Here is a 13,788-nt window from a genome sequence, read left to right as displayed (position 1 = left end):
GGCGCAGCTCAGCGGGTGTCGAGGACCGGTTCCAGCAGTGGGGTGAGGAGCTCGACCTGCCACGGTCGCGCGCCGCCGGCGGACAGGGCGCCGCGGACGTCGCCGTCGGACGGCGGGGTCCAGCACATCCGGCGCAGCAGGTCGGGCTGGAGCAGGTTCTCCACCGGTACGTCGTGCTGGTCGGAGACCTCGGTGAGGGCGGCCCGGGCGGCCGTCAGCCGGGCGGCCGCGTCGGGATCGCGGTCGGCCCAGCGGGACACCGGCGGCGGTCCGTCGGTCGGTGCCGACCCGCGCGGCAGCTCCGCCTCGGGCAGCTCGGCGGCGCGCCGCAGGGCGTCGAACCAGTACCGGGCCAGCCTGCGCTGGGACCGGCCGCGGAACACCGGTAGCTCGGCCAGGCTCTGGGCCGAGTCCGGATTGCGGACGGCGGCGTCGACGATGGCGGAGTCCGGCAGCACCCGGCCGGGGGCGATGTCCCGCTCGGCGGCGAGCGTGTCGCGGGCGTGCCACAGCTCGCGTACCGCCGCGAGCGGGCGGGGCTTGCGCACCTTGTGGATCCCGGAGGTCCGCCGCCACGGCTCGGCCCGCGGCGCGGCGGGCGGGGCGGTGCGGACGGCCTCGAACTCCTGGCGGGCCCACTCGAGCTTGCCGTGCGTGTCGAGCATGCCGGTCAGCACGTCCCGCAGCTCGAGCAGCACCTCGACGTCGAGCGCCGCGTAGACCAGCCAGTCCTCGGGCAGCGGGCGGCGCGACCAGTCCGCGGCGCCGTGCCCCTTCTCCAGGGAGAGCCCGAGCAGGCTCTCGACCATCGGGCCGAGGCCGACGCGGGGGAGCCCGGCAAGCCGTCCGGCCAGCTCGGTGTCGAACAGCGACGCCGGCCGCAGGCCCAGCTCGGCGAGGCAGGACAGGTCCTGGGACGCGGCGTGCAGCACCCACTCCGGGCCGTCCAGCACGTCGGCGAGCTCGGCGAACTCGCCGTGCAGCGGGATCGGGTCGACGAGCGCGGACCCGGCGCCCGCCCGGCGCAGCTGCACCAGGTAGGCGCGTTGCGAGTAGCGGAAACCGGAGGCGCGCTCGGCGTCCATGGCGACCGGCCCGGTCCCGCCGGCGAACGCCGCGGCCACCTCGGCGAGAGCCTCGGTGGACGTCGTCACCGGTGGGAGCCCGTCGGCGGGCTGCAGCAGCGCCACCGGATCGGGTGAACCGTCCGGGGACGGCGAGCCGGACGGCCGGGTGGTCTCCGTGCCGCCGACTGCGCTCGCCCCCCGGTTCAGCGAATGACCCCCGCACGCATCGCCAGCGCCACCATCTGGGCGCGGTCGCCGGTGCCGAGCTTGCGCCCGATCCGCGACAGGTGGCTCTTCACCGTCAGGGCCGAGAGGCTCAGCGCCTCGCCGATCTCCTTGTTGGACTGGCCGTCGGCCACCAGCTGGAGCACCTCGACCTCGCGGGCCGAGAGTTCGCGCGGGGTGTTGTCGGTGCCCGGCACCCGGGAACCGGTTGCCAGCAGCGGGGCGACCGTCGGGTCGGCGTAGACGCCGCCGTCGAGCACCCGCTTGACACCGTCGGTGACCACCGACGGCGAGGCGGACTTCAGCAGGTACGCCTGCGCCCCCGCCTGGAAGGCCGAGCGGACGGCGTACGGGTCGTCCGAGGACGCCAGCACCACCAGCCGGTTCCAGCCCAGCGAACGGAGCTCGCTGACCAGGTCGAGACCGCTGCCGTCCGGCAGGGTCAGATCGAGGATCGCGAGATCGCACGGACCGGCCGCGTGCGCACGGGCACGCGCCTCGGTCACCGAGGCGGCCTCGTGCACGGTGCCCGCCCCCATGGAGCGGAGTCGCCCCGCGATCGCCTCGCGGAGCAGCGGGTGGTCGTCCACGACGAGAACCGTGAACAACTCCTCCCGCGGCTGCGGGACGATCCCCGGCGAGAGCACGGCTCCACCGATCGGTGCGCCACCCGCGGTGGTGCCGCCGGAGCTCTGCGCCGGCACTTGCTGGCCAAGTACAGCCACGTCGTCAACCTTCCTGGAGTCGGTCGTCAGCCCCCGACCAACACCGGAACCCGAGGGGACGGAGAGTGGCGCTCGGCCGCCCGGGTGGGTGCCATGAGGGAGATGGTATCCCTCCATGCGGCCTAACGTCCCGTGTGCATTCGAACTTCTGGCCCGGAAAGTTACATGGATGTGGGCGTCGTCCCACCCACACGGGTGATCTTTTTCGTCAGCACGCCGCTGGCCTGCGGCTATCAGCCGGGTGACCGGCTCAGCGGGACTGCGCCGACCGGCGGCAGACCGGCCGCGGTCGCCACCAGGGAGCCGAACGCGACGGCGTGTCGGGCAAGATCGGCGTCGCTCTCCGTAGGCGACCAGGAGGCGCGCAGCTCCACGTCGTCCTCCCGTGGAGGTTCGTCCCCCTCCCGCACGCCACCGTCCTCGCGCAGGCCGCCGAACCGGACCGACGAGGTCTGGGTGACGGTCCCGCTCAGCGCGGTGAACCCGGCGCCGGCGTACTCGAGCGCGTCGGTCAGCCAGGACCATCCGATCCGCGGCAGCATGTCGTCACCGAGCTGACCGGCCTCGAGCCGGGCCTGGACGAAGCAGACCAGCCGGAAGGTGCCCTGCCAGCGGTCCTGGCCCTCCGGGTCGTGCAACAGGATCAGTCGCCCCGAGGTGTCCGGCTCGTCCAGGTCGTCCGTGCCGTCGCCGCGGTGCCCGATGTCGGCCTCCACGCTCGTCGCCCAGCTGAACGGCGCGAGCCGGGGCGGGGCCTCGAGCGGGCGTACCACGAGCTCGGGGCGCGGCGCCACCGACGTGAGCGAGGCCATCGCCCGGCGGAACAGCGGCGGTGGGGGGTTGGGGTCCGGCACGGCGGGGGACTTTAGAGCGTGTGCGCCGGACCGGCCCGCAGGCGCGCCGGGCACCCGCACGGCGCTCCGGGGCACATGCGAGGATGGGCTGGTCATGAGTGCAGGCATCGTCACCCCCGCGACCAGTGCACCGGCCCGCCGCGAGCTGGCCGGTTCCCCCTTCCTGGACGCGGTGCACGGCCACCGCCCGTCCCGGCTGCCGGCGTGGTTCATGCGCCAGGCGGGGCGGTCGCTGCCCGAGTACCGGGCGCTGCGGGAAGGCAACGGGATGCTCGAGGCCTGCCTGACGCCGGACCTCACCTGTGAGATCACCCTGCAGCCGGTGCGCAGGCACGATGTGGACGCCGCGATCCTCTTCTCCGACATCGTCGTGCCGCTGTACCTGGCCGGCATCGGGGTCGACATCGTTCCGGGTACCGGCCCGGTGATGGACCACCCGGTGCGCACCGCCGCGGACATCGAGGCGCTGCCCGAGCTGGCGCCCGAGCAGGTCGCCCCGGTCGCCGAGGCGATCGCGCTGTTGCTGCCCGAGCTCGGGCGGACCCCGCTGATCGGGTTCGCCGGGGCGCCGTTCACCCTCGCGTCCTACCTCGTCGAGGGCGGCCCCAGCCGCAACCACGAGGCGACCAAGTCGCTCATGCGTTCCGAGCCGGCGCTCTGGCACTCCCTGATGGCGAAGCTGTCCCGGCTCACCGGCACCTTCCTGCAGAGCCAGGTCGCGGCCGGGGTGGACGCGGTGCAGCTGTTCGACTCCTGGGCGGGCGCGCTGTCCGAGCGGGACTACCGCGAGTTCGTGCTGCCGCACTCGGCAGGGGTGCTGGGATCGTTCGCCGACAGCGGGCTGCCCCGGATCCACTTCGGCGTCGGTACCGCGGAGCTGTACGGCGCGATGACCGAGGCCGGCGCCGACGTCATCGGAGTCGACTGGCGCACCCCGCTGGACGTCGCCGCGGCCCGCACCGGTGCCGCGGTGCCGGTCCAGGGCAACCTCGACCCGGCGGTGCTGTTCGCGGGCCAGGAGGCGATCGACGCCGATGTCGTCCGGATCGCCGCCGAGGGTGCGCGCTGTCCCGGGCACGTGTTCAACCTGGGGCACGGGGTGCTGCCGCAGACCGACCCGGACGTCATCACGCGGACCGTCGAGACGATTCACGCCCAGCCGGTCGCGTGAGCCCCCGGGTCGCCGTCGTCGGCGGCGGGATCTCCGGGCTCGTCGCCGCGCACCGGTTGCGCACCCTGCTGGGCGCGTCCGCCGAGATCGTCCTGCTCGAGCAGCGGGACCGGCTCGGCGGAGTGCTGCACACGGTCGATCTGGCCGGGATGCCGTTCGACGTCGGTGCCGAGGCCTTCCTGGTCCGCCGCCCCGAGATGCCCGCGCTGCTCGCCGAGATCGGCCTGTCGTCCTCGCTGACCCACCCGACCGGCGCGACGGCCACGATCCGCGCCGGCGGGCGGACGGCCGGGCTGCCGCGCGGCACGCTGATGGGCGTACCCGGGCGCGACGCCGCGCTCGACGGCGTGCTGTCCCCGGCAGGGATGACGTCGGTGGCGGCCGAGCGGTCCCGGCCGCTGAGCTGGGAACCGGGGGCGGACACCGCGCTCGGGGGGCTGCTGCGTGAGCGGTTCGGCCCGGAGGTGGTGGACCGGATCGCGGACCCGCTGCTGGGCGGGGTGTACGCGGGCCGGGTCGACGCCCTGGGCCTGCGGGCCACCGTCCCCGCGCTGGCCACCGCGCTCGACGACGGTGCCCCGTCGCTGACCGAGGCCGCCTCCGCGGGGATGGCAGCGAGCGGGCAGCAGGCGGGCACGCTGGCCGGGCCGGTGTTCGGTGCGGTCCGCGGCGGCTACGGGGAGGTGATCGCGGCGCTGGTCGCGGCCTCCTCGGCGACGGTCCGCACCGGCGTGACGGTGCGGGAACTGGAGCGGCGCGACGCCGGGTGGCGGCTGGTGCTCGGCCCGGTCCCCGAGCCCGAGACCCTCGACGTGGACGCCGTGGTGCTCGCCGTCCCCGCGCCGGCGCTGCGCCGGTTGCTGGAGCCGGTCGTCCCGGTCGCGTCCGCCGCGGCGGGCCGGGTCGAGCTGGCGTCCTCGGCGGTGGTGGCGCTGGCCTACCGGGCGTCGGACGTGGTGGACATGCCGGGCACGAGCGGCTGCCTGGTCGCCGCCGACGAGCCGCTCTCGGTGAAGGGCGTGACCCACGCGTCGACGAAGTGGGCGCACCTCGGGGAGGACGGCCTGGTCCGTGTCCGTGCCTCGACCGGCCGTTTCGGCGAGCAGGCGACCCTGCAGGTCGACGACGCCGAGCTGGTTGCCCGCACCCGCGCGGACCTGCTGACCCTCGACGGGATCGACGCCGAGCCGGTCGCGGTGCACGTGCAGCGGTGGGGCGGGGGACTGCCGCAGTACGGCGTCGGGCACGGCGGGATCGTCGCGGCCCTGGAGGAAGCGGTGGCGGCGGAGCCGGGCCTCGCGGTCGCCGGGGCGATGCTGCACGGCGTCGGCGTTCCGGCCTGCGTGGGCACCGCCCGGGCCGCCGCCGAGCAGCTGGCACAGGCACTCGCCCCGGCCGGCTGACCACGCCCCACTCTCGCGCCTGGCACCTGAACCGCCGCTGCGCTCGCGCGCCGCGCACTGTCGATCAGCACCTTCGCGCCCTGCTGGGGGCGGAATCGTGCGCCTCACCGGTCGATCAGCACGGTCGTGGCCGCTCGGAGGGATGGGCCTGTCGGTGGGCCGCGCTACGGTCGGTCCAGCACCAGTTCCACGACCGGGACGTGCGGGGCGAGTGGCTCGTCCGGGGTGAGCCCGCACGCGGCCCGGATGGTCGGCTCCAGCCGGGCCCAGGCGTGCGGATGCCGTCGCGGATAGTCGGCGAGCAGGGCCGCGGCCCGGTCCTGCGGGAGCCGGTGCGCCGTCGCCTGCACCGCGCGCCGTCTCCCGACCGAGACCCGGACCCGGGGCTCGGCGACGACGTTGCGGAACCACTGCGCGCGCTCGCCGAACCCCGACACGACGATGTAGCGCCCCGGCCCCGGCCGGTCGGCGACCTCGAGCACGGCGAACCGGGGCGCCCCGCTGGTCCGGCCGACGTGTTCGAGCAGCAGCATCCGGCTGCCGAACAGGAACCCGAGCCCGAGCCGGTAGGCCACGATGGGTGCCCGGGCGAGGGCACGCGTGCGCAGGATCCGCAGACCGGCCGGTGGGGTCACGTCCCGGTTCCCTCGGTGACGACCGACCGAGCTGTCTCCGTATCGTCCCGGGGTTGCATGGCGCACGAGGAGACCAGCCCGCGCAGCCGTCGTCAACCGGCCGGGCCGGCCCACCGACCCGACGAGGACACGTGCTGAGGGTGCCCTGACCGGCGGCGTAGCATCCGGGCCATGGCCCGCGTGGACGTCAATGCGATCAACGAGACCCTCCGGTACACCATGTGGTCGGTGTTCCGGGTGCAGCCCGGCACGCTGGGCGACGACCGGGCCGAGGCCGCCCGGCAGGCCACCGAGTACCTGGACTCGCTCGCCAACAAGGACGTCACCGTCCGCGGCGTCTACGACCTCGCCGGTGTCCGGCACGACGCCGACTACATGATCTGGTGGCACGCCGGCGAGATCGAGTCGCTGCAGGCCGCCTACGCCGACCTGCGCCGAACCACCGCGCTCGGCCGCGCGTCCGTGCCGGTGTGGAGCCAGACCGCGCTGCACCGGCCCGCGGAGTTCAACAAGAGCCACGTGCCGGCGTTCATGGCGGGCGAGGACCCGAAGCGCTACGTCTGCGTGTACCCGTTCGTCCGGTCCTACGACTGGTACCTGCTGCCGGACAAGGAGCGGCGCACGATGCTCGCCGACCACGGCAAGGAGGCCCGCGACTACCCGGACGTCCGCGCCAACACCGTTCCCGCGTTCGCGCTCGGCGACTACGAGTGGATCCTCGCGTTCGAGGCGGACGAGCTGCACCGGATCGTCGACCTCATGCGCCACCTGCGTGGCACGGAGGCCCGCCGGCACGTCCGCGAGGAGGTCCCGTTCTACACCGGGCCGCGCGTGCAGGTCGGTGACCTGGTGGCGTCGCTGCCCTGAGCGGGTACGGGGGCGCCGGCCCGGTCGGATCGGGCCGGCGCGCCGGAGGTGCTACTTGCCCGGCTCCAGGGTGAGCGAGATCGAGTTGATGCAGTAGCGCAGGTCGGTCGGGGTGCCGTAGCCCTCCCCGGCGAACACGTGGCCCAGGTGGCTGTGGCAGTTCGCGCACAGCACCTCGGTGCGGGCCATGCCCATGCTGCTGTCGGTGCGCTCGATGACCGACTCCCCGGCCAGCGGTGTGAAGAACGACGGCCACCCGCAGTGCGACTCGAACTTCGTCTCGCTGCGGAACAGCTCCGCCTCGCACGCCCGGCAGCGGTACACGCCGGTCGTCGTCGTATCGGTGTACTCCCCGGTGAACGGGCGCTCGGTCCCGGCCTGGCGGAGCACCTGGTACTCGGCCGAGCTGAGCTGGGCCCGCCATTCCTCGTCGGTCCTCTGAATCTTCGGCGCGGGCTCGACGGCGCCGGATCCGGTGTCGCTGCTGAACAGACCCATGCACCCACGCTAACCCGTTCGCGGGCGCGGGGTCGGGCCCGGCGTGGCTCAGGAGTCACGACGGGCGCCCGGATCGCGGTAGGTTCGCCCGCGTGCCCAGTCGCGAGGTCGTGATGCTGCAGGTCGACGGGCCGGACGGCCCCCGCGACGTCCGCCTGACCAGCCCGGACAAGGTCGCGTTCGGCAAGCTCGGGATCACCAAGCGCGAGGTGGTCGAGTACTACCTGGCCGTCGGCGGGCCGATGACGCGTGCCCTGCGGGACCGGCCCACCAACCTCAAACGGTTCAACGACGGCGCCGACGGCGAGCCGTTCTTCGTCAAGCGGGTCCCCAAGGGTGCCCCGGACTGGGTGCGGACCTGCACGGTGACCTTCCCCAGCGGGCGCACGGCCGAGTCGGTGGCGATCACCGAACCGGCGACGATCGCCTGGGCGGCCAACCTCAACACCCTCGACTTCCACCCGTGGCCGGTCCGCTGCGCCGACACCGACCACCCCGACGAGCTGCGCATCGACCTCGACCCGCAGCCGGGCACCGACTTCGCCGACGCGGCCGCCGTCGCCGTCGTACTGCGCGAGGTGCTCGACGAGGCCGGTCTGACCGGCTGGCCGAAGACGTCCGGCGGCCGGGGCCTGCACGTGTTCTGCCCGATCCGGCCGGAGTGGGACTTCGTCGAGGTGCGCCACGCGGTGATCGCGATCGCCCGGCGGGTGTGCCGGCGCATCCCCGAGCGGGCCACCGTGGACTGGTGGAAGGAGGAACGCGGCGAGCGGGTCTTCCTCGACTTCAACCAGGCCGCCCGGGACCGCACCATCGCCTCGGCCTGGTCGGTGCGCGGGCTCCCGGACGCGACCGTGTCCATGCCGCTGACCTGGGACGCGGTCGGCGAGGTCGACCCGGCCGAGTTCACCCTGCGCACCGTCCCCGGCCTGCTGGAACGGCACGGCGACCCGCACGAGCACATGGACGAGCACCGCGGCGGCTGTGAGACCGCGCTGGAGTGGTTCGCCGAGGACGAGGCCGAGCTGGGCGTCGCCGAGATGCCCTACCCGCCGGAGTATCCGAAGATGCCCGGCGAGCCGATGCGGGTGCAGCCGAGCCGCGCCCGGTCGAAGGACAGCTGAATCCTCGAACGGGGGCGCGATCACCTCAGCCCTCGTCCCGCTCCCGGGCCCGCTTGCGGCGCTTCCCCTCGTGCATCGCCTGCACCCGCGGCACGGGGATCGCGCGGCCCTCCTCGACCAGCAGCTCCGGCAGGGACGCGGCCGGCGGGCGCAGCGAGCGCCACGGGTCGGAGTCCCCGGCGAGCCCGGCGGCGGTCCGCACGGTGAAGTCGGCCGGGCGGACCGCGTCGAGGTCGTCCCAGGCGACCGGGAACGACACCGGCAGGCCCGGCCGGGCGCGCGGGCTGTAGGCGGCGACCAGCGTCGCCCCACCCGCCCGGGTCGGGTCCAGGAAGACCCGCCCGCCGCGGTCGTCCTTGATGAACGCGGTCGTCGCCACGTCCGGGCCGAGCGCGGCGGCGCGGGCGCACAGCGCGCGGGTGGCGGCGAACGCGTCGTCGATGCCCAGCGGCCCGGACGGCGGCACGGACAGCGGCACGACCAGGTGGATGCCCTTGGCCCCGCTGGTCTTCGCCACCGCGTCCAGCCCGAGATCGGTCAGCGCGGCCCGGACCAGCCGGGCGGCGGCCACGACCCGATCGAACCCGCCGTCCGGGGGCGGGTCGAGATCGACGACGAGCTCGTCGGTCGTTCCGGCCCCGTGCGGCACCAGGGTGGGGTGGAGCTCGATCGCCCGCTGGTTGCCGAACCACAGCAGGGTGGGGCGGTCGGCACAGACCGGGTAGTGCACGGTGCGTTGCGAGGTCTGAGCCCACACGTCCAGGGTCGGGATCCAGTCCGGCGCCCCGCGCGGCAGGTTCTTCTGCATGAACGGCGCCTGCCCGGGCCGGGCCCGCACCACCGACAGCGCCCGGTCGGCGAGGCCGGGCAGGATCCGCGCGGCGAACGCGTCCAGGTGGTCGATCAGCTCCCGCTTGGTCACCCCGGCGCCGTCGAACGCCTCTCCGGACAGGTTGGTCAGCTCGACCCCGGCCCGGACCTCGTCCACGCTGCGCCGGGCCATCAGCCGACGCCCCCGCGCTCGGTGCGCACCGAACGGGTACGGGCCGGGACTCGGCGCGCGGCGGCGAGCGGGCCGGTCCGGTGGCGGCAGCTGATCACGTGCGTCGTCCGTCCCGGGTCGCAGGGCTGGTACCGGTCAGCCGACCATGAACCGCGGCCCACGTGCAACGACCGTCCACCGCCGGAACCGGCCGGGACGCCGAACGGCCCCGCATCCCGGGCGGGATGCGGGGCCGTACGCGGTGCGGCGGGCGTCAGCCGATGAAGCCCTTCTCGGTGAGCCAGTCACGTGCGACCTGGCGCGCGTCCTGGCCCTCGGAGGAGACCTTGCCGTTGAGGTCCAGCATGGTCTCGTAGTCCAGCGCCGCCGAGATCGGTGCCATGACCTCGCGGATCGCCGGGTTCTGGTCGTAGGTCTCCTGGCGGACGATCGGCGCCGCGTTGTAGGTGACGTGGTAGCGCTTGTCGTCGTCGAGCACCTTCAGGCCGAGACCGGGGATGCGGCCGTCGGTGGTGAACACCAGGCCGAAGGTGCAGCGACCCTCCTGGGTGGCCTGGTAGATGACGCCGGTGGCGAGCACCTGCAGCCGGTCGGCCGGGACCTCGAACCCGTAGGTCTCCTGCAGGCCGCGCAGCCCGTCGTCGCGCGAGTTGTACTCGGTCTCCACGCACACCGTGCCCGGCTTGCCCGCGTTGATGTAGGCGGCCATGTCGGACAGCGAGTTCAGGTTCTCCTGCTGCGCCTTGTCGCCGTTGACGGCGAAGGCGTAGGTGTTGTTGAAGTCCGCCTTGTTCAGCCACACGAGCTGGTTCTCCTGCAGGTCACGCTCGGCGACCAGGCGGTAGAGCTCGTTGTCGTCCGGGATGCGCTCGGTCTCCTTGAAGAAGGAGGCCCACGCGGTGCCGGTGTAGTCCCAGTAGATGTTGATGTCACCGGAGAGCAGGGCCTGCCGCGCGACGTCGGTGCCGCCGAGGTTGCACCGGTCGGTGACGTTGCCGCCGACGGACTCGAGGGCGGCGACGGTGACCTGGCAGAGCACCAGCTGCTCGTCGAAGTTCTTGCCGCCGACGACGTAGTCGACGCCCTCCAGGTTGCCGGCGTCGGCGAGCGAGCCGCCGGAGGCCGAGGGCCCGCCGGAGTCGAGGCCGCCACAGCCCGCGAGGGTCAGCGCGGCGACGGCCGCCATGGCCGTCAGCGCCATGCGCCGGGATCGTCCGAATCTCACGTGTCCTCCAGGGAAAGCGGTACTGCGGGATGTCGGGGGAGCGGTCGCGGTGCTCAGCCGGAGTTGCGGCGCACCGCGTACTCGGCGAGACCGGCGAGCCAGTCCACGATGAGGGCGAGCGCGGCGACGATGGTCGCGGCGACCAGGGTGCCGGTCGGCCGGCCGAGCTCGAGCATGCCCTTGATCGGCTCGCCGAGACCGCCGGCGCCGATGAACGTCGCCAGCGCGGCGGTGCCGACGTTGAGCACCAGCGCGACCCGCACGCCGGCGACCATGACCGGGGTGGCCAGCGGGAGCTCGACCCGGAACAGGGTCTGCCGGGCGGAGAGCCCGATCCCGCGGGAGGCCTCGATCAGCGACCGGTCGACCTGCTGCAGGCCGACGACGGTGTTGGTCAGCACCGGCAGCAGCGCGGCCAGCGCGAGCGCGACGACGGCGGTCGGCAGGCCGAGACCGAGCGGCGAGAACGCGAGCAGGATGATCACACCGAACGCGGGCAACGCCTGCATGAAGCCGGCGAAGGCGAGCACCGGCCGCTGGATCCGGGCCGCGGCGGGCCTGCTGATCGCGATACCGGCCGGGATCGCGATGATGATGACGACGAGTGTGGACAGGCCCGTGAGCACGAGGTGCTCGCTGAGCCGGACCCACAGCGCCTGCGGGTTGATCACCGAGCGTTCGACGTCGTCGAGGCCCTCGACGGCGGCGTAGGCGAACACCGCCACGAGCCCGATGAGTGCGATCAGCGGGTTGACGACCAGCGCCCTGTCGATCCTCGAGCGCGCCCGGCGGGGGGTGTCGACGACCTCTGCGGTGGTGGCCTCCGGGGCCGGGGCACTCACGCCGGGCCCTTGGTCTTCAGACCCTCGACGAGGTCCTTCCACCACAGCGCGCCCTGCAGCTTCTGCTGGTCGTCGATGACGCCGACGAGCTCGGTCTGCGCGTCGAGCATGACGTCGACGGCGTCGTAGACGGTGCCCGAGTGCGGGACGGTGACCAGCTTCGGCAGCGCCGAGGTGCCCGGCAGGTAGGCCCAGCGGACCGGGCGGCCCTCGGCGTCGGCCTCGTAGGTCGGCGCACCGTTGGGCGCCGACGTGCCGTCCAGCCCGACCGACTGCAGCTCGAGCCGGGACAGCTCGAGCAGCGACAGCCGCCGCACGGCGGCGCCGGAGCCGACGAACTCGGCGACGAACTCGTTCGCCGGGTGGGTGAGAACGTCGTCCGGGGAGTCGTACTGCTGCAGCGTCCCGCCGGGCCCGAAGACGGCGATCCGGTCACCGAGCTTGACCGCCTCGCTCAGGTCGTGGGTGACGAAGCAGATCGTCTTCGCGATCTGCTGCTGCAGCACCAGGAACTCGTCCTGGAGCCGCTCGCGGGTGATCGGGTCGATGGCGCCGAACGGCTCGTCCATCAGCATCACCGCCGGGTCGGCCGCGAGCCCGCGGGCGACCCCGACGCGCTGCTGCTGGCCGCCGGAGAGCTGGCGCGGGTAGCGGTCTCGGTAGTCCTTCGGCTCCAGGCCGACCAGGTGCAACAGCTCGTCGACCCGGGCGGTGATCCGGTTCTTTTCCCAGCCGAGGATCTTCGGCACGACGGCGATGTTCTCGCCGATCGTGTAGTGCGGGAACAGGCCGACCTGCTGGATGACGTAGCCGATCCGGCGGCGCAGCTCGTCGGCGTTGACCTTCGTGACGTCCTCGCCGTCCAGCATGATCCGCCCGCTCGACGGCTCGATCAGCCGGTTCATCATCTTCAGCGTGGTCGTCTTGCCGCAGCCGGACGGCCCGATGAACATCGAGATCGTGCCCTCCGGTACCTCCAGGGTCAGTTCCTGGACGGCCGGCGCGCTCGCCTTCGGGTAGGTCTTGCTGATGCCCTCGAGGGCGATCATCGGCTTTGCGGAGTCAGACACGGATCCCCCTGGGGGTGGTGAAGCGCTGCACGAGCCAGAACACGAGTTCGTAGACGGCAGCCACGACGAGGCAGCCGAGCGTGGCCGCCAGTACCTGGTTGAACGAGTTGACCGACCCGAGCCGCTGCAGGCCCAGCAGCAACGAGGAACCGAAACCCGGGCCGTTGATGGCGCCGGCGACGACAGCGATGCCGATGATGATCAGGACCGCGACCCGGATCCCGGAGAGGATCACCGGCCAGGCCAGCGGGAGCTGGATGGAGAACATCCGGCGGACCGGGCCCATCCCCATGCCGCGGGCGGACTCCAGCACGGCGTCGTCGACCGAGGAGAGCCCGGCCACCACGTTGCGCAGGATCGGGTAGACGGCGTAGATGGTCAGCGCGGTGAGCGAGGGCGTCGCGCCGAGGCCGAGCACCGGCTGCAGCAGACCGAACAGGGCCAGCGACGGGATCGTCAGCGCCGCCGAGCTGGCGATCAGCAGGCCCTCCCGGGTGCCGATCCGCACCGGCTTGCTCCACGAGTCCGGGGTCAGCCGGTTCGTGTGCAGCAACGTGCCCGCGGCGAGCGAGATGACACCTGCGATTCCGACCGCAATGCCGACCAGTAGAAAGTGCTGCTGGCCGTAGAACACCAACTCGTTCAGTTCTGACCCTACATAGGTGAAGAAATCCACCGTGCTCCTTCCACCCGTTTCGTGCCCGCCGAGCGGCGCGGGCCGACCGGTCCTGCCGCACCGTCCGTCTGCAGGCTCGCCGGTTGGTGCCACCGGCGTTACACGCATCCGAACGGGACGGCAGCAGAGCTTCGCGCGCTCTCCGGCGGAACCGGCGCGACCTGCGGTGACCCTGCTGCCGCACGGAGCCTAGCCGGAACGGCGGGACAAGGTAAGCGCAGCGATCGGCCACGTGCGGAGCCGGTGGCCGTTTCGGAGAATCCTTTTCCGATACGTCGCCGCAGGTCGTGGGCGCCGGGAGCGAGCCGGTGCAATCCGGTTCGCAAACTGCGCGGATACGGAATCGTGACCTTGGGTGTCGGTTTGGTCGCACCGTCCGGTCACGTGCGGTGCGCCGCCCGGT

The 13,788-nt window shown here is 73.2% G+C and carries 14 protein-coding genes; 4 read left to right on the top strand and 10 right to left on the bottom strand.

Annotation, left to right across the window (positions count from 1 at the left end; translation table 11 throughout):
• Positions 1-8: 8 nt before the first annotated feature.
• The 3 genes from JOF36_RS24320 to JOF36_RS24310 form a co-directional block, all read right to left on the bottom strand.
• Positions 9-1,190, bottom strand: a complete 1,182-nt coding sequence (locus tag JOF36_RS24320) for an HRDC domain-containing protein (protein WP_210031084.1) — start codon at positions 1,188-1,190, stop codon at positions 9-11.
• 80 nt (positions 1,191-1,270) lie between these two features.
• Complete coding sequence (locus JOF36_RS24315) at positions 1,271-1,939, bottom strand: LuxR C-terminal-related transcriptional regulator (RefSeq protein ID WP_372447460.1); 669 nt, start codon at positions 1,937-1,939, stop codon at positions 1,271-1,273.
• A gap of 311 nt (positions 1,940-2,250) precedes the next feature.
• Positions 2,251-2,871, bottom strand: a complete 621-nt coding sequence (locus JOF36_RS24310; protein WP_210031083.1) for a DUF3000 domain-containing protein — start codon at positions 2,869-2,871, stop codon at positions 2,251-2,253.
• A gap of 94 nt (positions 2,872-2,965) precedes the next feature.
• Between JOF36_RS24310 and hemE the strand changes: the two genes are divergently transcribed.
• Together hemE and hemG are read left to right on the top strand one after the other, a co-directional pair.
• Positions 2,966-4,042 (top strand): uroporphyrinogen decarboxylase, encoded by a 1,077-nt coding sequence (gene hemE / locus JOF36_RS24305; RefSeq protein ID WP_210031082.1) that lies wholly within the window; start codon positions 2,966-2,968, stop codon positions 4,040-4,042.
• Positions 4,039-5,445 (top strand): protoporphyrinogen oxidase, encoded by a 1,407-nt coding sequence (hemG, locus tag JOF36_RS24300; protein ID WP_210031081.1) that lies wholly within the window; start codon positions 4,039-4,041, stop codon positions 5,443-5,445. Before hemE ends, hemG begins: the two co-directional genes overlap by 4 nt.
• Before the next feature lie 164 nt (positions 5,446-5,609).
• Here the strand turns inward: hemG and JOF36_RS24295 are convergent, their stop codons facing one another.
• Positions 5,610-6,080: a nitroreductase family deazaflavin-dependent oxidoreductase gene (locus tag JOF36_RS24295; RefSeq protein ID WP_307862570.1), complete on the bottom strand. Its 471-nt coding sequence runs from the start codon at positions 6,078-6,080 to the stop codon at positions 5,610-5,612.
• A 171-nt stretch (positions 6,081-6,251) separates the two neighbouring features.
• Here JOF36_RS24295 and hemQ point away from each other — a divergent pair, with 171 nt between their 5' ends.
• Positions 6,252-6,947, top strand: a complete 696-nt coding sequence (gene hemQ / locus JOF36_RS24290) for a hydrogen peroxide-dependent heme synthase (protein WP_210031080.1) — start codon at positions 6,252-6,254, stop codon at positions 6,945-6,947.
• 51 nt (positions 6,948-6,998) lie between these two features.
• On the opposite strand, the gene msrB is transcribed toward hemQ, so the two are convergent.
• Complete coding sequence (gene msrB, locus JOF36_RS24285) at positions 6,999-7,445, bottom strand: peptide-methionine (R)-S-oxide reductase MsrB (RefSeq protein WP_210031078.1); 447 nt, start codon at positions 7,443-7,445, stop codon at positions 6,999-7,001.
• 113 nt (positions 7,446-7,558) lie between these two features.
• Here msrB and ligD point away from each other — a divergent pair, with 113 nt between their 5' ends.
• Positions 7,559-8,569: a non-homologous end-joining DNA ligase gene (gene ligD, locus JOF36_RS24280; RefSeq protein WP_210036205.1), complete on the top strand. Its 1,011-nt coding sequence runs from the start codon at positions 7,559-7,561 to the stop codon at positions 8,567-8,569.
• 25 nt (positions 8,570-8,594) lie between these two features.
• Here ligD and JOF36_RS24275 read toward each other — a convergent pair whose 3' ends face one another.
• The 5 genes from JOF36_RS24275 to JOF36_RS24255 form a co-directional block, all read right to left on the bottom strand.
• Positions 8,595-9,572 carry a DNA polymerase domain-containing protein gene (locus tag JOF36_RS24275; RefSeq protein WP_210031077.1) on the bottom strand — a complete coding sequence of 326 codons (978 nt, stop codon included), beginning with the start codon at positions 9,570-9,572 and terminating at the stop codon, positions 8,595-8,597.
• Between the two features lie 253 nt (positions 9,573-9,825).
• Positions 9,826-10,773 carry a glycine betaine ABC transporter substrate-binding protein gene (locus JOF36_RS24270; RefSeq protein WP_245350965.1) on the bottom strand — a complete coding sequence of 316 codons (948 nt, stop codon included), beginning with the start codon at positions 10,771-10,773 and terminating at the stop codon, positions 9,826-9,828.
• A 77-nt stretch (positions 10,774-10,850) separates the two neighbouring features.
• Positions 10,851-11,639 (bottom strand): ABC transporter permease, encoded by a 789-nt coding sequence (locus tag JOF36_RS24265; RefSeq protein ID WP_210031076.1) that lies wholly within the window; start codon positions 11,637-11,639, stop codon positions 10,851-10,853.
• Positions 11,636-12,709 (bottom strand): ABC transporter ATP-binding protein, encoded by a 1,074-nt coding sequence (locus JOF36_RS24260; RefSeq protein WP_372447408.1) that lies wholly within the window; start codon positions 12,707-12,709, stop codon positions 11,636-11,638. The genes JOF36_RS24265 and JOF36_RS24260 overlap by 4 nt, the downstream gene beginning before the upstream one ends.
• Positions 12,702-13,385, bottom strand: coding sequence for an ABC transporter permease (locus tag JOF36_RS24255; RefSeq protein ID WP_210031075.1), 684 nt, complete (start codon positions 13,383-13,385; stop codon positions 12,702-12,704). Before JOF36_RS24255 ends, JOF36_RS24260 begins: the two co-directional genes overlap by 8 nt.
• Positions 13,386-13,788: the final 403 nt, after the last annotated feature.

This window comes from Pseudonocardia parietis, assembly GCF_017876315.1.
GTDB lineage: Bacteria > Actinomycetota > Actinomycetes > Mycobacteriales > Pseudonocardiaceae > Pseudonocardia > Pseudonocardia parietis.
Note: the sequence above shows the minus strand (reverse complement) of the source record. Positions and strands in the feature narration are given on the sequence as shown.